Genomic DNA, 26,137 nt, shown 5'->3' with positions numbered 1-26,137 from the left:
CGGCTCCAGCCTACCCGAGGGGGCACCGGAGCCTCGGAGTGACCTCTCGTCCGAGTATTGTGAACCCGTGGTCAACTGGTTCTGGAAGCGCAGGGCGCCCCGCCGCACGATGACGTTGCGCAGCCGCGGCGATCAGGGCACGTCGACGAAGGTCGACTTCTCCGAGGTCGCCCCCGAGCTCGATCGGTTCCTGGGACAGGCCGCGTATCTGCAGCTCGGCTACTTCGAGACGCTGACCCGGCTCATCCGCGCCACACCCGAGCTCTCCGAGAAGGAGTCGCTGTCGCGGGCGGCCGGCGCGGCCCTCACCAAGCACCGTGCGATCGTCGACCTCATCGCCGAACGGGGCGACGACCCCACCCAGCTGATGCTGCCGTTCCGCGAGAACCTCGACGCGTTCCGCCGCAAGACGATCGGCGCGCGCCCGCGCGAGACCCTGCTGTCGGTGTACATCACCGCCGGCATGCTGGACGACTTCTACCTCGCGCTCGCATCGAGCTACGGCGAGGTGGGCGCCAGGGTCGTCGACATCCTCAGCGAGGACGACGCCAGGCACGAGATCGTCGCGATCATCCAGGAGACCATCGACGGCGACGGAGAGTGGCGGTCGCTGCTGTCGATGTGGGCGCGCCGTCTCGTCGGCGACACGATCCTCGTCTGCCGCTCCGCTCTGCGCCAGCCCGAGCTGGCGGCCATGACCGAGGAGCGCGTCGAGCCGGTCTACACCGAGCTCATGGGCGCGCACGCCCGGCGCATGGATGCGATGGGGCTGGCGTCCTAGCGGGCTCTCCCGTCGGGAGCGCGGGCGTTCAGATGCCGAGAGCGGCCTTGGCCGACGCGTCGGACCGGCGCCGCAGCGCCACCAGCGCGGCCGTCGCGGCCGCGGCGAGCAGCACCGAGCCGAGGACGCTCGCGAGCCACAGCCAGACGCTGTCCTCGCCCAGGCCGAGCCACTGCAGGCCCGTGTAGAGGACCGCGGCCACGGCGGTCGCGACCGCCGGAGTGAACGCCACACCGCGCAGCTCACGGCCGCCGATCACGAAGTGCGCGGCGATCCCGAGCACGCACGCGCCGATGAGCGCGAGGAGGATGTACATCGCGGGTCAGGCCACGAAGCCGACGCGGCGCGATTCCTCGGTGCCGAGCTCGATGTAGGCGAGGTGCGCGGTGGGGACCAGGTAGGAGTTCCCCTTCACATCGGCGAAGTTCAGGTGCGAGGTGCTCTGCTCGAGGGCGGAGGACACCTGCGTGCGGACCTCGTCCGCGGTCGCCGAGGTCTCGAAGCTGAGCTCGCGGCCGGTGTTGATGATGCCGATGCGGATTTCCACGCGTACTCCCGTTGTCGAATCGACCATGCTGTGCGCCCAACTCTACCCCGCGGCGTCGGAGCGGGATCGGCCGGACGAGGCGGTTTCGCCCTGAGCGCACAGGGCGCCCGTGACGTGGTCCCGTGGCTGCCGGACGACGATGTCGGCGCGTCGCAGTAGCGTGGAGGACATGACAGAGGATGCCGCGCAGACCGCCGTGATCGGCGCAGACGCGACGGCATCCGGCATCGTCATCGGTGCGCCGGGCACAGGGAAGACACGGGCGCTGATCGAGCGCGTCGTGCATCTCCTCGGCGCCGAGGGACTGCGGCCGGAGCACGTGCTGGTGCTGACGCCGAGCCGTCAGGCGGCGACGTCGCTGCGCGATCGCATCGGCGTGCGCATCGGGCAGGCCACCCCCGGTCCTCTGGCGCGATCGCTCGGGTCGTTCGCCTTCCAGATCGTGCGGGGCGCCATGGTGCACCGGGGCGAAGAGCCGCCCGCGCTGCTCACGGGAGCGGACCAGGACCGACTGATCGCCGACCTCCTCGCCGGCGACGCGGAGGACGAGCACATCGACTGGCCGGAGGCGCTGAGCGCGTCCGTGCGCGGATCGCGCGGCTTTCGCTCCGAGCTCAGGGCCTTCCTCGCGGAGTGCGCCGAGCTGGGTGCGCATCCCGACGACCTGCGTCGCGCCGGGGATCCGGTCTGGACGGCCGTGGCCGACTTCCTCGTGGAGTACCGCGCCGTACTCGACCTCGCCCGTGCTGCGCACCGAGACGCGGCCGACCTGCTCACCGAGGCGCGCACGATCCTGCAGAGCGCGGGTGCCGCAGAGCTCGGGCCGCTCGCCGATCTCCGCGTCGTGCTCATCGACGACGCCCAGGAGCTCACCCGAGGCGGCGTGGCGCTCGTGCAGGCGCTCCGTGAGCGGGGCGTGGCCGTGCTCGCTTTCGGCGACCCCGACATCTCCTCCGGCGCGTTCCGCGGCGCGACGCCCGAGCTGTTCGCGCAGCTCGCCGCCACGCTCGGCGGGGTGCACGTGCTCGACGCCCCGCACCGTCAGACCCCATCGCTGACCGCGCTCACGCGCACCGTCACGCAGGCGATCGGCGCATCGGGTCGAGTCGACCATCGGCGTGCGCCCGCACCGCCGCTCGACGGCGCGGAAAAGGAGACGTCGGTCTCGACCTTCATCGCCCCCTCGCCCCATGAGGAACTCGATCGGATCGCGGGCGTCATGCGCGAGTGGCATCTGGCCGATGACGTGGCCTGGGACCGCATGGCCGTGATCGCGCATGACACGCGACAGGTCGCGCAGCTCGAGACCGAGCTCGCCGCACGCGAGATCCCCACGCGCGCCGCAGGCGTGCAGCGCCCGCTCGGCAGCGAGTCGGCGGTGCGCGACATCGTCGGCGTCGTCCGCCTCGCACTCACACCGGCTGACGAGCGCACACCGCAGGAGTGGGAGGAGGCGTTGCGCACGCCCTTCGGCGGAATGGACGCGATCGGCCTCCGCCGACTGCGTGCACGTCTGCGGCACGTGGAGCTCGAGCAGGGAGGATCCACACCGGCCAGGGAGCTGCTGCGACAGGCGCTCACCGCGCCCGACCACTTCACCCTCATAGATGCGGCGGAGTCCCGCACGGCGGCGCGATTCGCGCAGACCGTGGCCGAGGTCGCGAAGGGAGCAGCGCAAGGAGAGACGATCCACGACCTGCTCTGGCGGGTGTGGGACCGTGCGAGGGCGGTCGACGGAAGGTCTCTGCAGATCGCGTGGCGCGAGATGTCGATGCAGGCCAGCGGCGCCGAGACCGCCAGGTCGCTGGACGCGCTGGTGTCGCTGTTCGGCGCGGCCAAGCGGTTCGTCGAGCGCACACCGAACGAGCGACCGGAGGTGTTCGTCCGCGACATCCTCGACAGCGAGGTGCCGGAGGACTCGCTCTCGAGCCCCGACAGGCCGGGACGCGTGACGCTGCTCACGCCGGCCACGGCGCTCGGGACCGAGTTCGACGCCGTCGTCGTCGCCGGTGTGCAGGACGGCGTGTGGCCCAACGTGCGCCTCCGGGGCGGCATGCTGCAGACGTGGCGACTCGCCGACGCGCTGCTCGCTGCTCGCACGGGGCGCGCCGAGGAACCCCAGGGCGTGCTCGATCGCCGCCGCGCGGCGCTGCATGACGAGTTGCGCCTCTTCGTCAGGGCGATCTCACGATCACGACGTCGGCTGCTCATCACCGCTGTCGATGACGACGACATGACCCCGAGCCCGTTCTTCGCGTTCCTGCCGCCCCCGCCGCCTCCCGCCCATCACGCCTCCGCGGAGCATCCCCTCACGCTGCGCGGGCTCGTCGCGCGGCATCGCCGGGTCCTCACCACCTCGCACTCCGCGACAGCGCGGGCCGAGGCCGCATCGCAGCTGGCGGTGCTCGCCCGGGAAGGCGTTCCCGGTGCCGACCCCTCGGACTGGTACGGGGTCACTCCGCCCTCGACCGACGCCGGACTCCGCGACCTGGCGGCGGAGGGCGCCCGGGTATCGCCGTCGCGCCTCGAATCATACGAGGAGTGCGGTCTGAACTGGGCCGTCTCGGCGCTGGGCGGAGACACCGTCATGCCGCCGACCGCCGGCATCGGCACGATCGTGCACGAGGCGATGGAGAAGTCGCCGGACGGCGACCTCGAGCAGATGCGCGCCGTGCTCGCGGAGCACTGGCCCGAGCTGGATTTCGAGACGGAGTGGATCGGACGCAAAGAGCGGCGCCGCGCCGACACCCTCATCGACCGGCTGCACACCTACCTGCACGACGTCCGCCGCGACGGCGGGCGGGAGATCGCGAGCGAGGTCGAGTTCCGCTTCGCCGTCGACATCCCCGCGAGCGACGACGACATGCCGACAGTGCATCCCGTCGGCGAGGAGCACGGCGATCAGGCGATCATCCACGGCTACATCGACCGCGTGGAGCTGTATCCGCCCGGAGCCGGTGATCACCCCCACGCGCGAGGGCAGAAGTGGCAGCCCATCGCCGCGGTCGCCGAGGCCGACGATGCACGGCGGGAGCGGGTCGTCGTGGTCGACCTCAAGACGGGGAAATCCGATCCGGAGTCCGATCCGGGCGTCGTCGAGCACGCGCAGCTCGCGGCGTACCAGGTCGCGGTGCAGCAGGGGCTCATCCCGGATGCACCGGCCGACGCGCTCGCCGGGGCTCGGCTGGTCGTGGTCTCGAAGACCCTCGCCAAGAGCGACTACCGCATCGCACACCAGCACACGCTCGACGACGAGGCGCGGACGGCCTTCCTGCGCCGGGTGGGGGAGGCCGCGCGCGGCATGTCGGCGTCCAGCTTCACCGCTCAGGTCGAGGCGCACTGCGCCGACACGCAGCGCCGCATCAACCCCTGCCGCATCCACACCGTGCCGGCGGTGAGCGCATGAGCCTCGTCGACACGCGCACGACCGCCGAGGCGTGGCCGGGCACCCTCGGCATCTCGGCGACCGATGTGGCCGCCGCGCTCGGACAGCCGTCGCCGACGCCCGCGCAGCAGCGCGTCATCGAGGCGCCGCCCGTGCCCGCGCTCGTGGTGGCCGGGGCGGGGAGCGGCAAGACCGAGACCATGTCCGGACGGGTCGTCTGGCTGGTCGCCAACGGGCACGTCCGCCGCGACGAGGTGCTCGGTCTGACCTTCACCCGCAAGGCGGCCGGCGAGCTCGCCGAGCGCATCGGGTCGCGGCTCGCCGTCATCGACGAGTACGGGCGCCGGGGGCTGCTGCCCTTCCTCCCCGAGATCGTGGCGACCGGCGCGCTGCAGCGCGTCGATGCCGCCGCCGGTCGGCAGCGCGACGTCGTCCGCTCGCGGGTGCTCGACGAGCTCGCGGACGCGTACGGCACAGGGTGGGATCCGGCGACACCGCGCGCTGCGGAGGAGCTGATGATCCGCCCCCGGGTGTCGACCTACAACGCCTTCGCCGACGGGATCGTCAGAGAGCACGCCGCTCGTATCGGTCGCGACGCCGACGTGGCGATGCTGAGTCAGGCCGCGTCCTGGATGCTCGCGCGCGAGGTCGTGCTGCGCTCGGACATCCCCGAGCTCGAGCAGATCGACTTCGCCCTGGGAACCGTGATCGACGCGGTGCAGCGGCTGGCCGGCGACGTGCTCGACCACCGCGTCGACCTCGATCACGCGGTGCGCATTGCGAGGGAGCACGCCGAGGCCTTCGGTCCCTATCGGGGAACAGCCGCGGTCGAGACCGCCGCGACGAACCTCCTGAGCCTGGGGACGCTCGCGCAGCTGGTGCGCGACTACATCTCCGAGAAGAGCCGGCGGGGAGTGCTCGACTTCGCCGACCAGGTCGGCGGGGCGTACGACATCGTCGAGACGGCGGCCGACGTGCGTGCCGAGCTGCGCGAGCAGCACCGGGTCGTGCTTCTCGACGAGTACCAGGACACGTCGGTCATCCAGACGCGGTTCCTGGCAGAGCTCTTCCGGGACTCCGCGGTGATGGCCGTCGGCGACCCGCATCAGTCGATCTACGGGTGGCGCGGCGCGAGTGCCGACAACCTGTACGCGTTCTCCGGAGCGTTCACGGGTCCGGACGAGGCCCCGGCCGCGACGTACAGTCTGATGACCAGCTGGCGCAACGACAGCCGGATCCTCGATGTCGCGAACCACGTGCTGGAGCCCCTGCAGCGACCCGGACTCGACGTCCCTCCGCTCGAACCGCGACCCGGGGCAGGGGAGGGCGCGGTGCAGGTGCGCTACCCCTTCATGGTCGACGACGAGGCCGATGAGGTCGCCCAGTGGTTTGTCGAGCGACGAGCAGCGCACGACCAGGCGGCAGCGGGTCGCCCTCACACCGGGGCGATCCTGTTCCGCTCGAAGCGGCACATGCAGACGTTTGCGGCTGCTCTCGCCGCACGCGGCGTGCCGCATCGCATCCTCGGTCTGGGAGGACTGCTCTCGACGCCCGAGGTGGTCGACGTGGTGTCGACGTTGCGGGTCGTGCACGATCCGACGGCCGGTTCCGCCCTGATCCGCCTGCTCACCGGACCGAGGTTCGCGGTCGGCGTCGCAGACATGGCCGCGCTCTACGACCTCGGCCGCACTCTGTCCGAGCGCGATACGGGGATGATGCCGCTCCCCGAAGAGGTGCGTGTGCGTCTGCGGTCCTCGCGAGGCGCCGACGAGGCCGTCTCCATCATCGATGCGGTCGACGTCGTGCGCGCCGTGCGCGACGACTATCGGCTGATCGCGGGCATCAGCCCCGAGGGGCGCTCGCGCATCCGCGCCGCGGGGGAGATGCTCGAACGGCTGCGGCGTGCCTCTGCTCAGCCGATCCCCGAACTCATCCGGCTGATCGAAGCGGAACTGCGGCTCGACATCGAGCTCGCGGCGAACGAGACGCGCGGCCCGGCACGGGTCGCGGCGACCCAGCTGAGAGCATTCGCCGACGAGGTGCGCGCCTTCCTCGCCGCCGATGAGCGCGGCACCATCGGAGCGCTGCTCGCCTGGCTCGACAAGGCGGAGAGCACGGACGAGCTGATGCCACGCCCGGAGCCTCCCGAACCGGGCGTCGTGCAGCTGCTGACGATCCACGGCTCCAAGGGGCTGGAGTGGGATGCCGTCGCCGTGGTGCGGCTGGTCACAGACGAGCTCCCCGGTCGGGTGTCCGACACATCGGGATGGTTCGGATTCGGCGTCGTCCCCTTCGCGCTGCGCGGTGACCGCGACGCGCTGCCCCGGTTCGACTGGGACCCGGCGGCGGCGATGGGCGACGAGACCGATCCGAAGAAGCGGCAGGCCCTGGCGCAGTCGTCGCTGTCGGGCGGAGTGTCGAAGGCGAACCCGCAGGGCGGTGCTCTCAAGCGGTTCAAGGACGCGTACCGCGACTACCAGCAGCAGGAGGAACGCCGCCTGGCGTACGTCGCCGTCACCAGGGCGCGGACCGACCTGCTGCTGACCGGCGCCCACTGGGCCGGGCAGAAGTCGCCGCGGGTGCCGAGCCCGTTCCTCGTCGAGGCGCTGGACGTGCTCGGCCTCGACGCGATCGATCCGGTGGATCCCGACGACAATCCCTACGAGGGCCCCGGCGCCACGCTCAGCTGGCCGCTCGACCCGCTGGGGGCTCGCCGACCGCTCGTCGAGTCGGCGGCAGCTGCCGTTCGAGCCGCTGCGGCCGACGATCCGGTCGCGACTCCCGAGCTGGCGCGTCTGCTCGCCGAGCGCGAGGCGCGCCACCGCGGCACGGCCGCTCAGCCTCCCACGCGTGTGCCCGCATCGCGGTTCAAGGACTACGTCACCGATTTCGACGCCACGATCTCGTCGATCGTCCGCCCGATGCCGGAGCGGCCGTACCGGCAGACGAGGCTCGGCACGCTGTTCCATGCCTGGGTCGAGCGGCGCAGCGAGCTGGTAGGTGTCGGCGTGCGCGTCGAGGAAGCGCTGTGGGAGCTCGATGAGGACGACCCCTCGGTCGACTCTCCCGGTGATGTGTCGCCCGCGGACGCGGCGGACCTGCACACCCTGCAGGAGATCTTCGAACGCAGCGAGTGGGGCGGCCTCGCGCCGATCGCCGTCGAGATCGAGATCGACTTCGCGCTCGGCGGAGCACCGGGCGACGACGGCTCAGGGCACATCGTCATCTGCAAGCTGGACGCGGTCTACCGTCGAGAGGACCGTGGCGGACGCATCGAGATCGTGGACTGGAAGACGGGCAAGGCACCTCGCACCGCGCAGGAGCGCGAGGAGCGGATGCTGCAGCTCGCCCTCTACCGGCTGGCCTACCACCGCCGGTTCGGCGTCCCGCTGGACGAGATCGACGTCGCGCTCTACTACGTCGCCGACGACCTGGTCATCCGCGGCGACAGGGTCTACTCGGAGTCCGAGCTCCTCCAGCGCTGGAGTGCAGCGCGCGCGGCCCGCTGAGCCTCGTCCTCGGGGGAGTCGTGCGCCTCCGAGGACTCGTCGGCGCCCGGCGCGGTCGCGGGTGATGAGTGCCGGGAACCGTCGCCCGCACGGGATCCGCTGAACCGGTCCCGCACCCCCGAGAGATCCTCGGTCTCGAGCCCGCCGACGTTCGCGCGCCGTGCGGCCTCAGCGGCGGCTTCGGCTGCGGCATCCGACAGGTCGTGCGTGCTGTCGGCGTCCGCGGCCTCTCCCGCGGTGCCGGTGGCGCTCTGGCTGTCGTCCGGCTCGTCGTGCCACAGCTCGTCGGGGTTGTAGGCGTCGGTCTCCATCGCCGTCGCGCCCGGGGCTCCCGCCCCGGAGGCCGCGGTGGCGGGAACCCGACCGAGCGCGTCCATCGCCGAGTCGACGCCTTCTCCGCGTGCGGAGATCACGGTGAGATCGTCGTGCCGGAGGCCGTCCGCGAGGGCCTCGAGCAGGGCTGCGGCGTCGTCGACGATGTCCTGCCGGTGCAGCGAGTCGCCGTGCACGAGCCAGCGTGCGAACTCGAGCTCGGCGAGCAGGCGGCCTCGGACGTCGAGTGCCGGATCGGGGACGCGGTCGATCGTGCGGGCGTATGCGGCTGTCACGTCGTCGGCGGCGTCGGGCGCCGTCGAGAGCCAGGAGAGGTCGACCGCGGGGTCGCCCACGGACAGCGAGTGCCAGCCGAGCAGACCGGTGACCTGGGGGCCGGCCTCGGGATCGTCGCGGAAGACGAAAGAGGTGGCCTGCACGCCGCCCAGCACGACGGTCGACTCGAAGCGCCAGAGGTCGTCGTCGGCCACGGCCTCGCGCCACCGCACAGTGAGGCGCGCGGGCACGCGTCCGGTCGCCGCGGCGGTGTCGACGAGTCTGGCGATCTCGTCGCGGCTCTCCTGCGCTGTGCGAGCGAGCAGACCAGCGCCCCGGACGACCGAGGTCGGCAGGGCGTGTACGGCGGCGATCGCCGCGCCCATCGATTCCGCGGCTCCGCGACCGGCCGGCACATGAGCGGCCTCGATCTGGAAACCGGGGAGGAGTTCCGTGACGAGCGCGCGAGCATCGCCGAGGCGGGTCTCGCCGATGTACGCGGGAGCCTCGAACGGCAGCATCGCGCGGGCTCCTGCGGTGAGCGCTCGGAGGGCGAGCGCCTCGGCGGCCAGCTCCCGGCCGCCTTCATCGTCCTCGGCCACGCGGATCGCGAGCTCCCGACCGTCGGCGAGAGAGGCGACCGCGGAGTCGAAACGTCCGTCGCCGTCGGCGGTCAGCGGTCGCGCTCCGGTCACCTCCGCTCCGGGCAGTGCGGCCGTCACCGCCGCGGCTAGAGTGAAAGGAGAGCGTCCCATACCCCCCAGGGTAGGCGGGCGCCGGGGCGGTCCCGCCTCCGCCACGCCCGTGAGAGAGGGAGTCGATGACCACGATGCGCGCGTCCTTCGACCGTGCGGCCGAGCTGCGCGTCGAGGCCGGAGTGATCGAACGGCTGCGTGCCGACGACTCGACCAGGGTCATCGCCGTCCGCGACGGCCGTGCGCGCATCGCCCGTGCGGATCTCGACGAACCGCGGCTCCTGCGCGTCGCGCCGTCAGAGATCGGCGAGGCCACCTGGGCGCTGCTGGGCCGCGATGCCGGCGGTATCGTCGTGCTCCTCGCGGTGCTCACTCCCGAATCCGACACGGTCGACACCACGCCGGACGAGACCTGGCTGGGACTCCGCGATCTCGGGGCACGACTGGGCGACGAGGACTCCGAGCTCCTCATCGAGGCCCTCGCGCTCGGCGGATGGCTGCGCGATGCGCCGTTCTGCCCGAGGTGCGGCGGGGGCACGGAGCTCCGTCAGGCCGGCTGGTCACGGCACTGCCTCGTGTGCGGCCGCGAGCACTTCCCGCGCACCGATCCCGCGGTGATCGTCGCCGTCGAGAGCGCCGACGGCGAGCGTCTCCTCCTCGGGGCCAACGCCAACTGGGGTGGGCGCATGTACTCCTGCTTCGCGGGTTTCACCGAGGCGGGGGAGTCGCTCGAGACGACCGTTCACCGGGAGCTCGCCGAGGAGGCGGGGGTGCGCCTCGCATCGCTGCACTACGTGTCGTCGCAGCCGTGGCCGTTCCCGCGGTCGCTCATGCTCGGGTTCCGCGCCGTCGCGCTCGACGAGACCGAGGTGCGCCCCGACGGCGAGGAGATCATCGACGTCCGCTGGTTCACTCGCGACGAGATCGGCACCGCCCTCGCCGGCGAGGGACCCGTCGGGTTGCCGGGCCCGGCATCCATCGCCCGCGCCCTGATCACGGCGTGGTACGAGGGGCGCGCGTGAGCGCACTCGACGCCCTCGACGACAGGCAGCGGGAGGCGGCATCCGTGCTGCGCGGCCCCGTCGCGGTGCTCGCCGGCGCGGGAACGGGCAAGACGAGGGTGATCACGCACCGCATCGCGCACGGCGTCGACACGGGCGCCTACTCCCCGTCGCGCGTGATGGCGGTCACCTTCACGGCCAAGGCGGCGGGCGAGCTGCGGGGACGTCTGCGGGCGCTCGGCGTCGAGGGCGTCGCCGCCCGCACCTTCCACGCCGCAGCCCTCGCGCAGCTGAACTTCTTCTGGCCGACCCTCGCCGGGTCGCCGGCGCCCTCGATCATCGACAACAAGGTGCGGATGCTCGGGCAGGCCGCCGACGCGATGCGCCTTCGACCGAGCACGGCGACGCTGCGCGACATCGCCTCCGAGATCGAGTGGCGCAAGGTGTCGATGCTCTCGATCGAGAAGCACGCCTCGCTGGGCCGTACGCCCAGCGGCATCGACGCCCAGCAGCTCGTCGAGCTGCAGCAGCGCTATGAGGCGCTGAAGGACGAACGCCACCAGCTCGACTTCGAGGACGTGCTGCTCGCATGCGCGGGGATGCTGGAGGCGGAGCCCCGCGTCGCCGCCTCGGTGCACGAGCAGTACCGCCACTTCACGGTGGACGAGTTCCAGGACGTCTCGCCGCTGCAGAACCGGCTGCTCGAACTCTGGCTCGGCGACCGCCGCGACATCTGCGTCGTCGGCGACGCCAGCCAGACGATCTATTCGTTCGCGGGAGCCGAGCAGCGGTTCCTCCTCGAGTTCGAGCGACGGCATCCCGACGCCACCGTCGTGCGACTGGAGACGAACTACCGGTCCCAGGCTCCGATCCTCGAGGCGGCGAATGCGCTCATGCGGGGCAGGCCGGGGGCCCTCGAGCTCATGCCGGCGCGCGAGACGTTCTCGGCGGATGCGCCGACCGTGACCGCCTACGACAGCGAACGCGACGAGGCGGAGGGCATCGCCGCCGCGGTGTCCGCGCGCATCGAGGCGGGTGCGTCGCCCTCGGACATCGCGGTGCTCTACCGGGCGCACGCCCAGTCGGCGGCTCTCCAGCAGGCGCTCGCCGCGGAGGGCATCGCCACCTCGGTGCTCGGCGGCACCCGCTTCTTCGCGATGCCCGAGGTCCGCCAGGCGATCCTCGCGCTGCGGGCGGCAGCGGTCGCCCCCACCGAGCACGGGTTCCTGCCCGGAGTCCAGCGAGTGCTCCGCGAGCTGGGCCTCACCGACGAGCCGCCGGCGGCCGGAGGGGCGCAGCGCGACGGGTGGGAGGCGCGTCGCGCGATCCTCCGGCTCGCCGAGGAGGCCGGGCCGGACGAGACGCTCCGCAGTTTCAGCGATGCCCTGATGGCGCGGGCGAAGGACCAGCACGAGCCGACCATGCGCACGGTGACCCTGTCGACGCTGCACGCGGCGAAGGGACTCGAATGGCCGCACGTGCATCTCGCGGGCTGGGCGGAGGGGGCGCTGCCCATTTCGTACGCCACGGGTTTCGACGCGATCGACGAGGAACGGCGCCTCGCCTACGTCGGCGTCACGCGGGCCGCGCGTACTCTCGCGGTGTCGTGGTCGCGGTCCGCCGGCCGAGGGGAACGGGCGCCGTCGCGCTTCCTGGCCGAGATAGGAACGACTGCTCGCGGCACCGGCATTCTGCGTGAAACGTCACCGGCCGCAGTTCGCGCCGAACGCCGCCGCTGAGCTCCAGGACCCCTCCGTCCGCTCCGGCGGTCAGGACGGCGGCGACCGCGGTCGCGGCATCGGCGATGCGGACGGCGCTGACCGGCCCCGCTGCCCGGCCGATCAGCTGCGCGTGCAGGCGCGGCCAGGCCGGGTCGCGGTCGCGGTCGTGAGCGTCGCGGCACGCGAGGCACGGAGAGCTCCCCGGCACCACCAGCGGCCCCACGGTGATCCTGCCGCGCTCGAGAGCCACAGGCAGGTGCGGCACGTCATCGCGCAGGTGACGCCGGAAATGCAGGGCGGCGGCCGCGCCCTCGACGAGCACCACCGCGACGTCCGCTGACGAGCGCGGGTCGCCGGGCGGCACCCCTTCGTCGAGCAGCGCTTCACGCAGGCGGTACTCGCACCGGCCGTCGCGCACGTCGATGCTCTCGACCCAGGCGGCACGATGCACGGCGACCTCGTCGATCAGCAGCGGTTCGAGGCGGCGGTACAGCGCCCTGGCCTCCGCGTGCGGCGCGCCGAGGGAGTGCGCGATCACGTCGAAGGCGGCGCGGCGGAAGCCGGCGGCCATCCGCGCGAGCAGCTGCTCGACCCACGGCGCGGAGACCGGGATGCGCAGCGTCCCCTCGATCCCGACCTGCAGAGTGTCGCCGTCTCGCCAGAGCAAAGGGACGGCGGGGTCGATGCGGGTGATCGTCTGAGTGCTGAGCGGCATCCCTCGATTGTGCGGAGGAATCGGATGCCGTGGCACCGCTGCCGCCGTATCCGTGGAGAACTCCCCGGGGCGCCGTCTCCGTGCAGGGGAGGCGCCCCGGGCGGATCTTGGCGGCTCGGTCAGACGGGGCGGTCGCCCTCGGGGGACTCGTCGTCGCCGGACTCGTCGTGCGCGTCCGGCGAGGAGCCTCCCGCGTCGTTGCCCGGCTCGTCTGCGCCCGGCGTGTCGGCGCCCCGCTCGTCGGCGCCGCCGAAGTCGTCACCGTCGAGCAGCCGGGCCAGCGCCTCGTCGAACTCGTCGGCCACCGGCTGTTCGCCGCGGGCGGTGGCCTGCAGCCGCGCGACCAGGGCGGTGGGGTCGTCGATGTCCTCGGAGGTCGGCATGAGGTCGGGGTAGTCCCACAGCGCGTCGCGTCCGGCGGCGCCGACGGCATCCGTCACCGCCTGCCACATCGCCGAGGCCTCCCGCAGCCGGCGCGGCCGCAGCTTGAGCCCCACCAGCGCGCCGAGAGCGTCCTCGGCGGGGCCGCCGACGGCACGCCGGCGACGCGCGGCCTCCGCGATGCGCGCGCCGTCGGGGAGGCGCGCGGTCGCCTGCGCGGTGACCACGTCGACCCAGCCGTCGATCGTCGCGACGAGGTTCTCGAGCCGCGCCAGCGCCTCGCGCTGGGCGTCGGTCTGCGTGGGCAGGAGCGCGCCGCCCTCGATCGCCGCGCGCAGCTCCTCCGGGTCGGAGGGGTCGAGACGGCTCGCGACGTCTTCGAGTGCGTCGACGTCGACCGTCACGCCCCGAGCGAAGTCGGTGATCTGCGCCATGACGTGCAGGTGCAACCACTTCGCGTGCCGGTAGAGACGCGCGTACGCGAGTTCGCGGGTCGCGATGTACAACGCGATCTGGTCCTCGGGGATCTCCAGACCCTCGCCGAAGCCAGCGAGGTTCTGCGGGATCACGGCGGCGGTGCCGGCGGGGAGCACGGGGATGCCGACGTCGCCGCCCGACACGACCTCGAGCGACAAGTTGCCGAGCACCTGGCCGAACTGGGCGGCGAACACCGACCCGCCGAGCCCGCGCATGAGCCTGCCCGCCCCCTGCACCACGCCGCGCATGTCGTCGGGGACCTGGCTGTCGAGCGCGGCGGTGAGCGCGTCGGCGATGCTCGTCGACACGGGGTCGGCGATCTCCTTCCACACCGGGAGGGTCGCCTCGACCCACTCGCCGCGGGTCATGGCTCGGGGAGACTCGGCGAGCTCCGAGATGGTCGTCGCCTCGCCGAGCCAGAGATCGGCGAGCGCGAACGAATCGGCGAGCGAGGTGCGCGAGCCCTCGGAGATGCCGAGGCCGTCGCGGTTCGCGATGTGCAGAGCCTGCCGCAGGGCGTTCTCCCAGGCGTCTCCGCCGAACGCGCCCTGGAGCTGCGCCATGATCGTCTGCATCATCGCCGGGTCGAGCTGAAGCCCGTCCATGCCCGAGAACGCGTTGCGCAACGCCTCGGGGTCGATGTCTCCGCCTCCCTGGCCGGACATCATTCGTCGGAGGAACTCCTGGAAGTCCTCGGGGGTCGGGTCGTTGTCTGCCATCGGGTTCGCCTCTCAGCACGTCTGAAGCCGTGGCATCTACGCTAGTCACAGGATCGGCCGCGAGACCCGGGCACGGGCAGATCGCTGTACGCCGCCCGCGAACGACGGAGGAACCTGTGGATCGAACCCGGTCTGTGAAGCTCGGACTGGGAGTATGGGCGCTGATCGTGGCGTTGATCGCGCTCGTGGTGCTCACCTTCCTCCCCACGCCGTACGTCATCCAGCGACCGGGACCCGTCTACGACACCCTCGGCACGGCGGCGGGCGCCGACGATGAGCAGGTCCCGCTCATCAAGGTCGAGGGCGCGGAGACCTACGAGACGGCCGGCACGCTCGACCTCACGACCGTGCAGGTGGTGGGCAACCGCGAGCGCACCCCCAGCTGGTTCGAGCTCGCGCTGGCGTGGACCGACCCGTCGCGCGCCGTCGTCCCGATCGAGTCTGTCTTCCCCGAGGGGCAGACGAGCGAGCAGCGCGACGAGCGCAACGCGACCCTGATGGTCGACTCGCAGCACGAGGCGACGGCGGCTGCGCTCAACGAGCTCGGGTACGACACCGGCGCGGCCGTCGCCGTCGTCGACGTGCTCGACGACGCCCCCGCCGCGGGGCTGCTGGAGCCCGAAGACGTCATCACCGCCGTCGACGGCACCCCCGTCGCCTCGGCGAAGCTCCTGCGCGAGGCGATCCAGGATGCCGGAGGCGACCCCGTGGAACTGACCGTGCTGCGCGCGGGGGAGGAGCGGACCGTCGACGTCACCCCCGAGAAGCACGTCGAGGGAGATGTGACGACCTGGCTCATCGGCGTCACGCTGCGCACCGACTACGACTTCGAGATCGACGTCACGATCCAGCTCGACAACGTCGGAGGACCCAGTGCCGGCATGATGTTCGCGCTCGGGATCATCGACACGCTGACCCCCGGTGAGCTCAACGGCGGGCAGAACGTCGCCGGCACCGGCACGATCGAGGCCGACGGCACGGTCGGGCCGATCGGGGGCATCCGACAGAAGCTCTACGGAGCGCGGGATGCCGGCGCCGAGTACTTCCTCGCTCCCGAGTCCAACTGCGACGAGGTGACGGGGCACGTCCCCGACGGGCTCACGGTGCTCAGCACCTCGACGCTCGACGAGTCCCTCGCGGCGCTCGAGGTGATCGCGAACGGGGGAGACGTCGACTCCCTGCCGACGTGCGACGCCGCCGCCGCGAAGTGACGTCGTGACCTCCCCGTGACAGGAACGACAGCCGCACCACAGTAAGGCGTGCCTAGGATGGAAGGGTGACCTCGACTTCCGCACCGAACCCGGCCACTCCTCGAACCTCCCGAAGAATCTTCGGCATCTCGTTGGCGATCATCGCCGCGCTGATCGCCGTCTTCTTCGTCTTCTCGTCGCTCTTCACCGAGTACCTCTGGTTCGACCAGCTGGGCTTCACGAACGTGCTCACGACGCAGTGGATCGCGACGGTGACCATGTTCGTCGTCGGGTTCCTCGGCATGGCCGTGCCGCTGTTCGTCGCGATCCAGCTCGCCTACCGGCTGCGCCCGGTGTACGTGCGGCTGAGCTCGCAGCTCGACCGCTACCAGGAGGTCATCGAGCCGCTCCGTCGCCTGGCCATGTGGGGCATGCCGATCTTCTTCGGCCTCTTCGCCGGCTTCTCGGCCGCCAGCCAGTGGAAGACCGTGTGGCTGTGGGCCAACGGCGTGGCGACCGACTCCGTCGACCCGCAGTTCGGTGTCGACACCGGCTTCTACATGTTCGCGATGCCGTTCTACTCGATCCTGCTCGCCTTCGTGTCGGCCGTGCTGCTGCTGACGCTCATCGTCACGGCGCTCGTCTCGTACCTGTACGGCTCGGTGCGGATCGGCCAGGGCGAGCTGCGCATCTCGAAGGCCGCGCGCATCCAGCTCGCCGTCATCGCCGGTCTCTACCTCCTCGTGCAGGCCGCGAGCCTCTGGCTCGACCGGTTCAAGACGCTCGTGAGCCCCGACGACCGCATCGTCGGCCCCGCGTACACCGGTGTCAACGCCACCATCCCCGGCCTCGCGATCCTCGCGATCATCGCGGCGATCGTGGCCGTGCTGTTCTTCGTCACCGCCGTGATCGGCCGCTGGCGGTTCCCGCTCGCGGCGACCGCGCTGCTCATCATCGCCTCGCTCGTCGTGGGCGTCGGCTACCCGTGGGCGGTCACGACGTTCCAGGTGCGCCCGAACCAGAACGCCTACCAGGCGGAGTTCTACCAGCGGAACATCGACGGCACCAAAGAGGCGTACGGCGTCGCCGACCTCGAGACCACGCCGTTCGAGGCCGAGACCGACGCCGAGGCGGGCCAGCTCCGCGCCGACGCCGAGACGACGGCATCCATCCGCATCGTCGATCCGGCCGTCATCAGCCCGACCGTCCGTCAGCTCGAGCAGTACCGCGGCTACTACCAGTTCCAGGAGAACATGGACGTCGACCGGTACGAGATCGACGGCGTCATGCAGGACACGGTGGTGTCGGTGCGCGACCTCGACATGGCCGGCGTCGACGTCTCGAACTGGAACAACCGCGCCGCGGTCTACACGCACGGCTACGGTCTCGTCGCGGCGGCGGGCAACCAGCGCACGAGCGACGGCGAGCCCGTCTTCCTCGAGCGCGGCATCCCGTCGTCCGGATTCCTGACCGATCAGGAGAACTTCGAGCCCCGTGTCTACTTCGGCGAGAACTCGCCCGAGTACTCGATCGTCGGAGCGCCCGACGGGTCCGATCCCGTCGAGATCGACTACCCGCGCGGAAAGGACGGGTCGAGCGAGACCAAGACCACGTTCGACGGCGACGGCGGACCGAAGATCGGCAACACCTTCACGAAGCTGCTGTACGCGCTGAAGTTCCAGTCCGAGCAGATCCTGTTCTCGAACCTCGTGAACGACGACTCGCAGATCCTGTACGACCGCGATCCGAAGACGCGCGTCCAGAAGGTCGCTCCGTACCTCGAGCTCGACAGCGACCCGTACCCGAGCGTCGTCGACGGTCGCATCGTCTGGATCATCGACGGCTACACGACGAGCTCGTCGTACCCCTACTCGACGAACGTGAGCCTCTCCGAGGCGATCGCCGACTCGAACCTCCCGTCGCCGTCTCTGGCCATCGACGAGATCAACTACATCCGCAACTCGGTCAAGGCGACCGTCGACGCCTACGACGGATCCGTGACGCTGTACGCGTGGGACGACCAGGACCCGGTGCTGCAGACGTGGCAGAAGATCTACCCGTCGACGCTCAAGCCGGTCAGCGAGATGTCGGGCGACCTCATGAGCCACGTGCGGTACCCGACCGACCTGTTCAAGGTGCAGCGCGACATCCTTGGGATCTACCACATCAACACGGCCGGCTCCTTCGCCCAGCAGGACAACCGGTGGCAGACGCCGAACGATCCGCGCAGCGACTCGGTGCTCCAGCCGCCGTACTACCTGACCATGCAGATGCCGGGTCAGGACTCCCCGCGGTTCTCGATGTTCTCGACGTTCATCCCGAGTGCCTCCGGCAGCGGCGGCAACCGTGACGTGCTGATGGGTTATCTCGCGGTCGACTCGGATGCCGGCTCGGAGGCCGGCAAGAAGTCGGAGGGCTACGGCCAGCTCCGGATGCTCGAGATCGACACCGACACGACGGTGCCCGGTCCCGGCCAGGTGCAGAACACGTACAACTCGGACACCTCCGTGGTGCCGCAGCTCAACCTGCTGCAGCAGGGTGAGTCGCAGGTGATCTACGGCAACCTGCTCACGCTGCCCGTGGGTGGCGGTCTGCTGTATGTGCAGCCCGTCTATGTCCAGTCGTCCGAGGGGACGAAGCTGCCGCGTCTGCAGAAGGTGCTCGTCGCCTTCGGTGACAAGGTGGCGTTCGAAGACACCCTGACTGCGGCGCTCGACGCGCTGTTCGGTGGCGACTCCGGCGCGACAGGCGGCGATGATCAGGTCGAGCCGACGCAGCCGGATCCCGACACCGGCGAGGTGCCGACCGAGCCCACCACTCCGACCGATGCGCAGGCCGACGCCCTCGCGGACGCGCAGCAGGCGCTGCTCGACCGCGACGCCGCCCTCAAGTCGGGCGATCTGACGAAGTTCGCCGAGGCCGACAAGCGTCTGACCGACGCGGTCAACACGCTCCTCGAGCTGGAAGGCGCATCGGGAGAGTAAGTCTCGCGATCGGGCCGCGCGTCTCGGCCGCTGCGAACGGGGTCACCTCCGGGCAGCGGCGGGGACGCGCGGCTTTCTCGTGCGGCGATCTTCGCGGATGACGCTGAACAGGATCATGACCGCTAGCACGGTCATCGCGATCTGACTGCCGACGGCGAGGGGGCTCACAGAGCCGTCATCGCCGGGAGCCGCGAGCCAGCGGGCGTAGTCGCCGAGGCCGTGCAGCACGATGGGGACCCACAGGGTTCCCGTGACCCGCAGCGCGGCGTAGAAGAGCACACCGTCCATCGTGGTGACGGCGACCTGGAACGCGATGGTTCCGACGGGCACCCCGCCCATCAGGCTGCCGAACGAGTGCGCCACGCCGAAGGCGAGCGCGGTCACGAGCAGCGTCACGGTCTCGCCGTGGCGGGCGCGGACGGACTCGAGCAGGATGCCCCGGAAGTACAGCTCCTCGCCGAGGCCCACGAGCAGATAAGCGAGCAGCCCGACGGCGACGTACGCGGCGCTCAGGCGTGACCAGTGCACGTCGCTGACGAGGGCGACGAGCTGGGCGACGATCGCGAGAGGCACCAGCCACCACCAGAGTCGACGCGGCGTCGCGCGTGCGATGGGTGCGTCGGTCCAGACATCCGTCCACCACCCGGAGAGACGGGCGAAGACCAGACCGGCCGCGATCGCGATCGGGAGTGGGATGAGGTGCGTGAGCGCCAGCTCGGCGACGGGATCCGCATCGGCGGCGCCGAGCACGTCGATGAGCGCACCGCCTCCGGCCGCGAACGCGATGTACACGATGACGGCGAGGAGGCCGATCCAGAGGCGTCGCCGGACGCGATCATCCGTCGAGATCGAGGAGGGGAGCGCGGGGCGTTCGCCGGGCCGGGTCATGGTGCGATCATGCCAGCCCGGACCCGTCGGCGGGGAGGCTGTCCACAGTCCGATCCCGGGGGACCGAGCGGCGTCCATCGGCGAACCCGATGGGGAGCACAGGATCGGTGGGATGGGACGATGCCCCGTCGCGTCCTACTGTTGCTCACATGACGGTCTCTTCTCCGCGCACCATCGAAGCGATCGCTGTGAGCCCGCTGATCGAGATCGGCGACGTGGAGGGGAACCTCCGCCGCCTGGGCGATGCTCTCTCCGCATACGGCGACGACGCCCCGCGCCTCGTGGTGGCGCCGGAGCTCGCGACCAGCGGTTACGTCTTCGCAGACCGAGATGAGGCCGTGCGCCTCGCGATGCCGCGCGACGACGACCGACTGACCCGACTGGCGGCGCTGTTGGGCGCGCAGACGGTCGCGGTGATCGGCTTCGCCGAGAGCGACGGCGACGACCTCTACAACTCCGCCGCGGTGCTGGCGCGTGACGGCGTGCTGGCCGCGTATCGCAAGTCCCATCTGTGGGGCGAGGAGAAGCTCGTCTTCACCCCGGGAACGGATGCCGGGATGGTCGTCGACTCCGCGATCGGCCGACTGGGCGTCGCCATCTGCTACGACAACGAGTTCCCCGAGGTTCCCCGAGCACTCGCGCTGTCCGGCGCCAACCTCCTGGCACTGCCCGTGAACTGGCCTCTGGTCCCGCGCCCCGCGGGGGAGCGGCCTCCCGAGACCATCCAGGCGATGGGCGCGGCGCGGTCGTCCCGGCTCCCCACGGTCATCGCCGACCGCCACGGCGTGGAGCGCGGAGTGGAGTGGACCGGCGGGACCGCGGTGATCGACGGGGAGGGCTGGGTCGTCGCGGAGGAGAGCGACGGCGTGGCCACCGCGATCCTGCGGATCACGACCGGTGACAAGGGGCTGGGCCCGCACAACGACCTCTTCGCGGACCGTCGGCCCGACATCTACCGCGCGCACCCGTCCTGACCTGCGGGCCTCGCGCCGGCATCCCCCGATTCCTCACCCGAAAAGGAACCCACCCATGGCATATGAGAGCAGCGGGCTGCCCGAGCCCGGCGTCGCGCAGACCGAGGTCGCACTGCCCGCGACCAGCGGCATCGAGGTCAAGTCCATCGACTGGGTGCCGTTGACCGAGCGCACCGGCACCCCGTCGAGTCTGTTCTCGCTGTGGTTCATGTCGAACGCGAACCTCACGACGCTGGCGACCGGGATGGTGGGCGTCGCCATGGGTGCGAACTTCCTCGTCTCGGTCGTCGCGATCGTGCTCGGCGTGTGCGTCGGCACGGTGTTCACCGCCTTCCACTCGGCGCAGGGTCCGCAATTGGGGCTGCCGCAGATGATCCAGTCCCGCGCCCAATTCGGCTACCGCGGGGTCGCGATCGTGTGTCTCGTGGTCGTCGCGAGCATCGTCGGGTTCAACATCTTCAACCAGCTGCTCGCCGGGCAGGTGCTGACGACGACGACCGGCGTGGATGCGGGCGCGTGGTGGTACGTGCTCATCACGGCTCTCGCGCTGACTCTCGCGATCGTCGGCTACCACTGGATCCACCGCGTGCAGAAGTGGCTCACCTGGCTGTTCCTCGCCACTTTCGGTGTGTTCACCGTGGTCGCCCTCTTCGTGCTGCCTCTCCCTGCAGCGGACTTCTCGCTCGCGGAGATGAACTGGCCGGCGTTCCTGGTGCAGTTCGCGGCCGCTGCGGCCTACGCGCTGGGCTGGGCGCCGTACGTCTCCGACTACTCGCGCTATCTGCCTCCGCAGACGAGTCCGAGCAAGGCGCTCTTCCACACCGCGTCGGGAGTGATCGTCGGGGCCGGTTGGCTCATGATCCTCGGTGCGTTCGTGGCGTCGCTGTTCACGGAGGCCGACCCTGTCGAGGCGATCGGCACCGCCGCAGACGCGATCCTGCCGGGGCTCGGCCCGGTGCTGCTGTGGTCGGCGCTGCCTGCGCTCATCACGGTCATCACGATCAACATCTATGCCGCGAGCATCGAGCTCATCACGGTCGCCGATTCCTTCCGGCCGGTGCGGCCGACGCGGATGACCCGTATCGTCGCGTGCTCGCTCGTCGGTCTCGGCGGTCTGCTGGGTGCCGCATTCTCGACGGGGGAGTTCCTCGAGTCGTTCGGCAGCTTCCTCGTCGTGCTGCTGTACGTGCTGGTGCCCTGGACCTCGGTCAACCTCGTCGACTATTACCTGGTGCGTCGTGGGCGCTACGCGGTCGCGGAGATGTTCCGCCCGCACGGCCTGTACGGCGCATGGGGCTGGCGCGGGATCACGGCGTACGTCGTCGGGATCGCCGCGATGATCCCGTTCGTCGTCACGACCTGGTTCACCGGTCCGGTGGCAACCGCCATCGGCGGGATCGACATCGCTCTGTTCGTCGGCCTCATCGCCTCGGCGATCGCCTACGTCGTCCTCGCGCGCGGTCTCGACCTGGACGCGGAGAGGCGACTCGCCCGCGAGGAGGCGAATGCCGCCGGCATCCGCTCCGTGAGCTTCGGCGCCGACCGCGGCTGACGGGCGCTTCAGGAAAAGCGAAAGGCCCTCTGACCTGGATTTCTCCGGGCCAGAGGGCCTTTCATTTGTTGCGGGGACAGGATTTGAACCTGCGACCTCCGGGTTATGAGCCCGGCGAGCTACCGAACTGCTCCACCCCGCGGCACAAGGAATAACCTATCACGGATGTCGGAGGTGCGCGAATCGAGCCCGACCCCCCGGGCGTGTGGGGGAGGATGAGCACATGACCTCCGCCGCCGTGCCCGTCGCCGTCTGCCAGTTCGCACCCACCGACTCCCGCGAGCGGAATCGCGAGCGCGTCGCCGAGCTGACCGCACAGGCCGCAGCCAGGGGTGCCCGACTCGTCGTCTTCCCCGAGTACTCGAGCTACTTCGTCGACCCGATGGACGAGTCCCTCGCGGCGAACGCCGAGACGCTGGACGGGGAGTTCGTGTCGTCGCTGCGCGCCGCGGCATCCGACCACGGCGTCGTCATCGTCGCGGGACTCGTGGAGCAGGCCTCCGACGCCGGGCACGTGCGCAACACGGTCGTCGCCGTCCGAGGCGACGGCATTCTCGCCACGTACCGCAAGCAGCACCTGTACGACGCTTTCGGGCAGACGGAGTCGGACTGGGTGGAGGCCGGTGACCTCGACGCGGCTGCGACCTTCGAGGTCGCCGGTATCCGCTTCGGGCTGATGACCTGCTACGACCTCCGGTTCCCCGAGGTGGCGCGCACGCTCGTCGACGACGGAGCCGACGCGCTGGTCGTGCCGGCCGAATGGGTGCGCGGCCCCCTCAAGGAGCACCACTGGACGACGCTGCTCGCCGCCCGCGCCATCGAGAACACCGCGTACGTGATCTCGGCCGACCACCCGACGCCCATCGGAGTGGGACACTCGCAGATCGTCGATCCGCAGGGCGTCGTGCTCGCGGGAGCCGGCACGACCGAGGGCATCGCGGTGGCCACGGTCGAGGCGGCGTCGATCGAGCGCGTCCGCGCGGCGAACCCGTCGCTGCGCGTGCGGCGCTACCGGGTGGTCCCGCGCTGATCGGTCTCTCCGCGGCCGCCGTGGTCGCGCGGCCGATCAGAATCCGGCGGCGAGTCTGGCCGCGGCGTCTTCCAGCACCTCGACGCGCTTGCACGCCGCGAAGCGCACGAGTCCCGCGTAGTCGTCGCGGTGCTCCGGGGAGACGAACGCCGTGAGCGGGATCGCGACCACGCCGGCACGCTCCGGCAGCGCGCGGCAGAAAGCCGCGGCATCCGCTCCGCCGAGCCCCGAGGCGTCCGCCACCGTGAAGTAGCCGCCCTGGGGCGGGTGCACCGTGAAGCCCGCTGCGCGCAATCCGGCGCCGAGGATCTCGTGCTTGTGGGCCATCGTGCGCGCGGCATCCGTGAAGAACCCCTCGCCCAGCCGCAGCCCCACGGCCACCGCCGGCTGGAACGGAGAGCCGTTCACGTAGGTCAGATACTGCTTGACCGTGAGGACGGCCGTGATGAGCTCGGCCGGTCCGTGCACCCAGCCGATCTTCCAGCCCGTCGCCGAGAAGGTCTTGCCCGCCGAGGAGATCGTGAGGGTGCGCTCCGCCGCACCGGGGAGCGTCGCGATCGGGGTGTGCGGGTCACGGAACGACAGGTGCTCGTACACCTCGTCCGTCACGATGACCGCGTCGTGCAGCTCGGCCAGCCGGACGATCTCCGTCAGCACGTCTCGATCGAAGATCGTGCCGGTCGGGTTGTGCGGATCGTTGACGAGGATGACCCGCGTGCGGTCGGTCACGGTCCGGGCCAGTCGCTCCAGATCGGGTTGGAACCCCGGTGCGCGGAGGGGTACGGTCCGCAGTCGTGCGCCCGCGAGAGCGACCGCGGCGGCGTAGGAGTCGTAGTACGGCTCGAACACGACGACCTCGTCGTCGGGTCCGTCGATGAGAGCGAGCAGGGTCGCGGTGAGAGCCTCGGTCGCCCCGGCGGTCACGATGACCTCGCGCTGGGGGTCGACCTCGAGCCCGTAGAACCGCCGCTGATGCTCGCTGATCGCGGCGAGCAGATCCGGGATGCCGCGGCCAGGCGGGTACTGGTTCTCACCGCGCGAGATCGCGGCCTTGGCCGCCTCGAGCACCTCGGCCGGACCGTCCTCGTCGGGAAAGCCCTGGCCGAGATTGATCGCGCCGGTTCGGGCCGCTGCCGCCGACATCTCTGCGAAGATCGTAGGTGCGACGGAACCGTCTGGTGCGAGCAGTCCGGCTCCTGCTGCCGTGCGCCGCCATGCGCCGGGGATGACACTCATGAACAACAGGCTAAGGCCATAGCGGAAACTCATCCTCGACATACGAAACGCACAGATATGAGGCGCACTCTGAAGGGGCGTTGTTGAAGGAGCACACACCATGAACGAAGACACCACCCCCGACCAGCCGGCACCCGCGTCGCACGACGCCGTGCCGTCCGCCCCGGCATCGTCCGACGTCGACCGTTCGACGACGGATGCCGCCACACCGACCCCCGCCGGCGAGGCGACCCCCGCCGCCGCTGCCTCCGGCATCCCCGCCGCTCCGGGCCGCGGCCACGAGGTCCCGCCGACGTTCACGTCGTCGCAGCCTGCGACTCCGGCGTTCGACGCGCCCACGTTCGAGGCACCGGCCGCGCACCTCGGCCAGGCGCCGACCGCACCGCAGGCACCCTACGGGGCACCGGCGCCGCAGGGCCCGGCCTTCCAGGGCTCGTCTCCGCACGGAGCGCCCACCGCGACCGCTCCGGGTGCCGCCTTCGGCATCCACACCGCGCAGCCGGTCGCCGGGTCTGCACCGGAGGGGCCGGCCGTCAAGACCAAGGAGAAGCCGCGCGCAGGCGTCAAGTTCGCCGCGATCGTCGTCGCTGCGGCTCTCGTCGGCGGTGTCGCCGGGTTCGGCGGCGGCGCGATCCTCACCGGCATCTCCAACCAGAACACCACGGGCGTCGCCCAGGGTCCCGAGACCGTCACCGTCAACAACCCCGGATCCGTCAACGAGACGACCGCCGTCGCCACCGCCGCGCTGCCGTCGGTCGTGACCATCGAGGTCGCCGGGTCCAACGAGGCCGGCAGCGGCTCCGGCGTCATCATCAGCAAGGACGGCTACGTCCTCACCAACACGCACGTCGTGACGCTCGGGGGAGCCGTGGCCGACCCGACGATCCGGGTCACCACCTCCGACGGACGCATCTTCTCGGCCACCGTCGTCGGCACCGACCCGATCTACGACCTCGCGGTCATCAAGCTGACCGACGCGAAGGACCTCACCCCGATCGACTTCGCCGACTCGTCCAAGCTCAACGTGGGCGACACCGCTGTGGCGCTCGGCGCGCCGCTCGGCCTGTCGAACTCGGTCACCACCGGTATCGTCAGCGCCCTCAACCGGAGCATCCAGATCCAGTCGTCCGCCCTTCCCGACTCGTCGTCGGAAGACGCGCCGCAGGAGCAGCAGTCGCCCGAGGAGGGCGACGGCCAGGGCCCGTTCCAGTTCGACCTCCCGGGGAACGGCTCGCAGCAGAGCTCGGAGAGCATCTCGATCGCCGTGATCCAGACCGACGCCGCCATCAACCACGGCAACTCGGGCGGTGCTCTGGTCAACAGCAAGGGCGAGCTCATCGGCATCAACGTCGCGATCGCGGGCTCCGGCAGCTCGGAGGAGTCGGGCTCCATCGGCATCGGCTTCGCGATCCCCTCGAACATCGCGAAGCGCGTGTCGGAGGAGATCATCGCCGACGGTGCGGCGACCCACGGCCTGCTCGGGGCATCGGTACGCGACGCCGCCAGTGCGGAGAACGCCTCGGTCTCGGGCGCCTACATCGCCGATGTCACGGGCGGGGGAGCGGCGGCCGCCGCGGGTCTCAAGGCCGACGACATCGTCACCGCCTTCAACGGCGTGCCGATCACGAGCGCCAATGACCTCACCGCCCAGGTCCGTGCCGCGGCCGCGGGCAGCGATGCCAAGGTCACGTACATCCGCGGTGGCAAGGAGTACGAGATCGACGTGACCCTCGGCCAGCTGGCCGGCTGACTCGACGACGCTCC

At 70.9% G+C, this 26,137-nt stretch carries 17 protein-coding genes and 1 tRNA gene; 11 read left to right on the top strand and 7 right to left on the bottom strand.

Annotation, left to right across the window (positions count from 1 at the left end; genetic code table 11):
• Window positions 1-67: 67 nt before the first annotated feature.
• The gene (locus MRBLWO14_RS03000) at window positions 68-781 is read left to right on the top strand and encodes a ferritin-like fold-containing protein (RefSeq protein WP_096714816.1); all 714 of its coding nucleotides are present in this window, start codon (window positions 68-70) and stop codon (window positions 779-781) included.
• Between the two features lie 28 nt (window positions 782-809).
• Here the strand turns inward: MRBLWO14_RS03000 and MRBLWO14_RS02995 are convergent, their stop codons facing one another.
• Together MRBLWO14_RS02995 and MRBLWO14_RS02990 are read right to left on the bottom strand one after the other, a co-directional pair.
• Window positions 810-1,097 (bottom strand): hypothetical protein, encoded by a 288-nt coding sequence (locus MRBLWO14_RS02995; protein WP_341934989.1) that lies wholly within the window; start codon window positions 1,095-1,097, stop codon window positions 810-812.
• A gap of 6 nt (window positions 1,098-1,103) precedes the next feature.
• Window positions 1,104-1,328 carry a DUF3107 domain-containing protein gene (locus MRBLWO14_RS02990; protein ID WP_096714814.1) on the bottom strand — a complete coding sequence of 75 codons (225 nt, stop codon included), beginning with the start codon at window positions 1,326-1,328 and terminating at the stop codon, window positions 1,104-1,106.
• Window positions 1,329-1,497: 169 nt separating this feature from the next.
• Here MRBLWO14_RS02990 and MRBLWO14_RS02985 point away from each other — a divergent pair, with 169 nt between their 5' ends.
• Both MRBLWO14_RS02985 and MRBLWO14_RS02980 read left to right on the top strand, forming a co-directional pair.
• Window positions 1,498-4,734 carry an ATP-dependent DNA helicase gene (locus tag MRBLWO14_RS02985; RefSeq protein WP_341934988.1) on the top strand — a complete coding sequence of 1,079 codons (3,237 nt, stop codon included), beginning with the start codon at window positions 1,498-1,500 and terminating at the stop codon, window positions 4,732-4,734.
• A complete protein-coding gene (locus MRBLWO14_RS02980) occupies window positions 4,731-8,222 on the top strand; it encodes an ATP-dependent DNA helicase (protein ID WP_341934987.1) in 3,492 nt (1,163 codons plus the stop codon). Before MRBLWO14_RS02985 ends, MRBLWO14_RS02980 begins: the two co-directional genes overlap by 4 nt.
• Here the strand turns inward: MRBLWO14_RS02980 and MRBLWO14_RS02975 are convergent.
• A complete protein-coding gene (locus MRBLWO14_RS02975; protein WP_341934986.1) occupies window positions 8,168-9,532 on the bottom strand; it encodes a hypothetical protein in 1,365 nt (454 codons plus the stop codon). The genes MRBLWO14_RS02980 and MRBLWO14_RS02975 overlap by 55 nt on opposite strands.
• 98 nt (window positions 9,533-9,630) lie before the next feature.
• Here MRBLWO14_RS02975 and nudC point away from each other — a divergent pair, with 98 nt between their 5' ends.
• A complete protein-coding gene (gene nudC, locus MRBLWO14_RS02970) occupies window positions 9,631-10,527 on the top strand; it encodes an NAD(+) diphosphatase (protein ID WP_341934985.1) in 897 nt (298 codons plus the stop codon).
• Entirely contained in the window at window positions 10,524-12,245 is a 1,722-nt protein-coding gene (locus MRBLWO14_RS02965) for an ATP-dependent helicase (protein ID WP_341934984.1), read from the top strand. The genes nudC and MRBLWO14_RS02965 overlap by 4 nt, the downstream gene beginning before the upstream one ends.
• Before the next feature lie 816 nt (window positions 12,246-13,061).
• On the opposite strand, the gene MRBLWO14_RS02960 is transcribed toward MRBLWO14_RS02965, so the two are convergent.
• Window positions 13,062-14,519, bottom strand: a complete 1,458-nt coding sequence (locus MRBLWO14_RS02960; RefSeq protein ID WP_341934983.1) for a zinc-dependent metalloprotease — start codon at window positions 14,517-14,519, stop codon at window positions 13,062-13,064.
• Between the two features lie 116 nt (window positions 14,520-14,635).
• Here MRBLWO14_RS02960 and MRBLWO14_RS02955 point away from each other — a divergent pair, with 116 nt between their 5' ends.
• Window positions 14,636-15,730, top strand: coding sequence for a PDZ domain-containing protein (locus MRBLWO14_RS02955; protein ID WP_341934982.1), 1,095 nt, complete (start codon window positions 14,636-14,638; stop codon window positions 15,728-15,730).
• A gap of 65 nt (window positions 15,731-15,795) precedes the next feature.
• On the top strand, window positions 15,796-18,693 hold the full coding sequence (locus MRBLWO14_RS02950) for a UPF0182 family protein (protein WP_341934981.1): 2,898 nt from the start codon (window positions 15,796-15,798) through the stop codon (window positions 18,691-18,693).
• A 42-nt stretch (window positions 18,694-18,735) separates the two neighbouring features.
• Here MRBLWO14_RS02950 and MRBLWO14_RS02945 read toward each other — a convergent pair whose 3' ends face one another.
• The gene (locus MRBLWO14_RS02945; protein ID WP_341934980.1) at window positions 18,736-19,581 is read right to left on the bottom strand and encodes a type II CAAX endopeptidase family protein; all 846 of its coding nucleotides are present in this window, start codon (window positions 19,579-19,581) and stop codon (window positions 18,736-18,738) included.
• Window positions 19,582-19,730: 149 nt separating this feature from the next.
• Here MRBLWO14_RS02945 and MRBLWO14_RS02940 point away from each other — a divergent pair, with 149 nt between their 5' ends.
• The gene (locus MRBLWO14_RS02940) at window positions 19,731-20,555 is read left to right on the top strand and encodes a nitrilase-related carbon-nitrogen hydrolase (RefSeq protein WP_341934979.1); all 825 of its coding nucleotides are present in this window, start codon (window positions 19,731-19,733) and stop codon (window positions 20,553-20,555) included.
• A gap of 55 nt (window positions 20,556-20,610) precedes the next feature.
• Window positions 20,611-22,107 (top strand): cytosine permease, encoded by a 1,497-nt coding sequence (locus MRBLWO14_RS02935; protein WP_341934978.1) that lies wholly within the window; start codon window positions 20,611-20,613, stop codon window positions 22,105-22,107.
• A 68-nt stretch (window positions 22,108-22,175) separates the two neighbouring features.
• Here MRBLWO14_RS02935 and MRBLWO14_RS02930 read toward each other — a convergent pair.
• Window positions 22,176-22,249, bottom strand: a tRNA-Met gene (locus MRBLWO14_RS02930).
• An 81-nt stretch (window positions 22,250-22,330) separates the two neighbouring features.
• Between MRBLWO14_RS02930 and MRBLWO14_RS02925 the strand changes: the two genes are divergently transcribed.
• Window positions 22,331-23,137 carry a carbon-nitrogen hydrolase family protein gene (locus MRBLWO14_RS02925; protein ID WP_341934977.1) on the top strand — a complete coding sequence of 269 codons (807 nt, stop codon included), beginning with the start codon at window positions 22,331-22,333 and terminating at the stop codon, window positions 23,135-23,137.
• Window positions 23,138-23,173: 36 nt separating this feature from the next.
• Here the strand turns inward: MRBLWO14_RS02925 and MRBLWO14_RS02920 are convergent, their stop codons facing one another.
• On the bottom strand, window positions 23,174-24,373 hold the full coding sequence (locus MRBLWO14_RS02920) for an aminotransferase class I/II-fold pyridoxal phosphate-dependent enzyme (protein ID WP_341934976.1): 1,200 nt from the start codon (window positions 24,371-24,373) through the stop codon (window positions 23,174-23,176).
• 100 nt (window positions 24,374-24,473) lie between these two features.
• On the opposite strand from MRBLWO14_RS02920, the gene MRBLWO14_RS02915 reads away from it, so the two are divergent.
• Entirely contained in the window at window positions 24,474-26,123 is a 1,650-nt protein-coding gene (locus MRBLWO14_RS02915) for a trypsin-like peptidase domain-containing protein (protein WP_341934975.1), read from the top strand.
• The last annotated feature ends 14 nt before the right edge of the window (window positions 26,124-26,137 follow it).

It is taken from the genome of Microbacterium sp. LWO14-1.2 (assembly GCF_038397715.1).
Classification (GTDB): Bacteria; Actinomycetota; Actinomycetes; order Actinomycetales; family Microbacteriaceae; genus Microbacterium.
The sequence above is the reverse complement of the archived record's forward strand: the minus strand, read 5'-3'. Positions and strand labels throughout refer to the sequence as shown.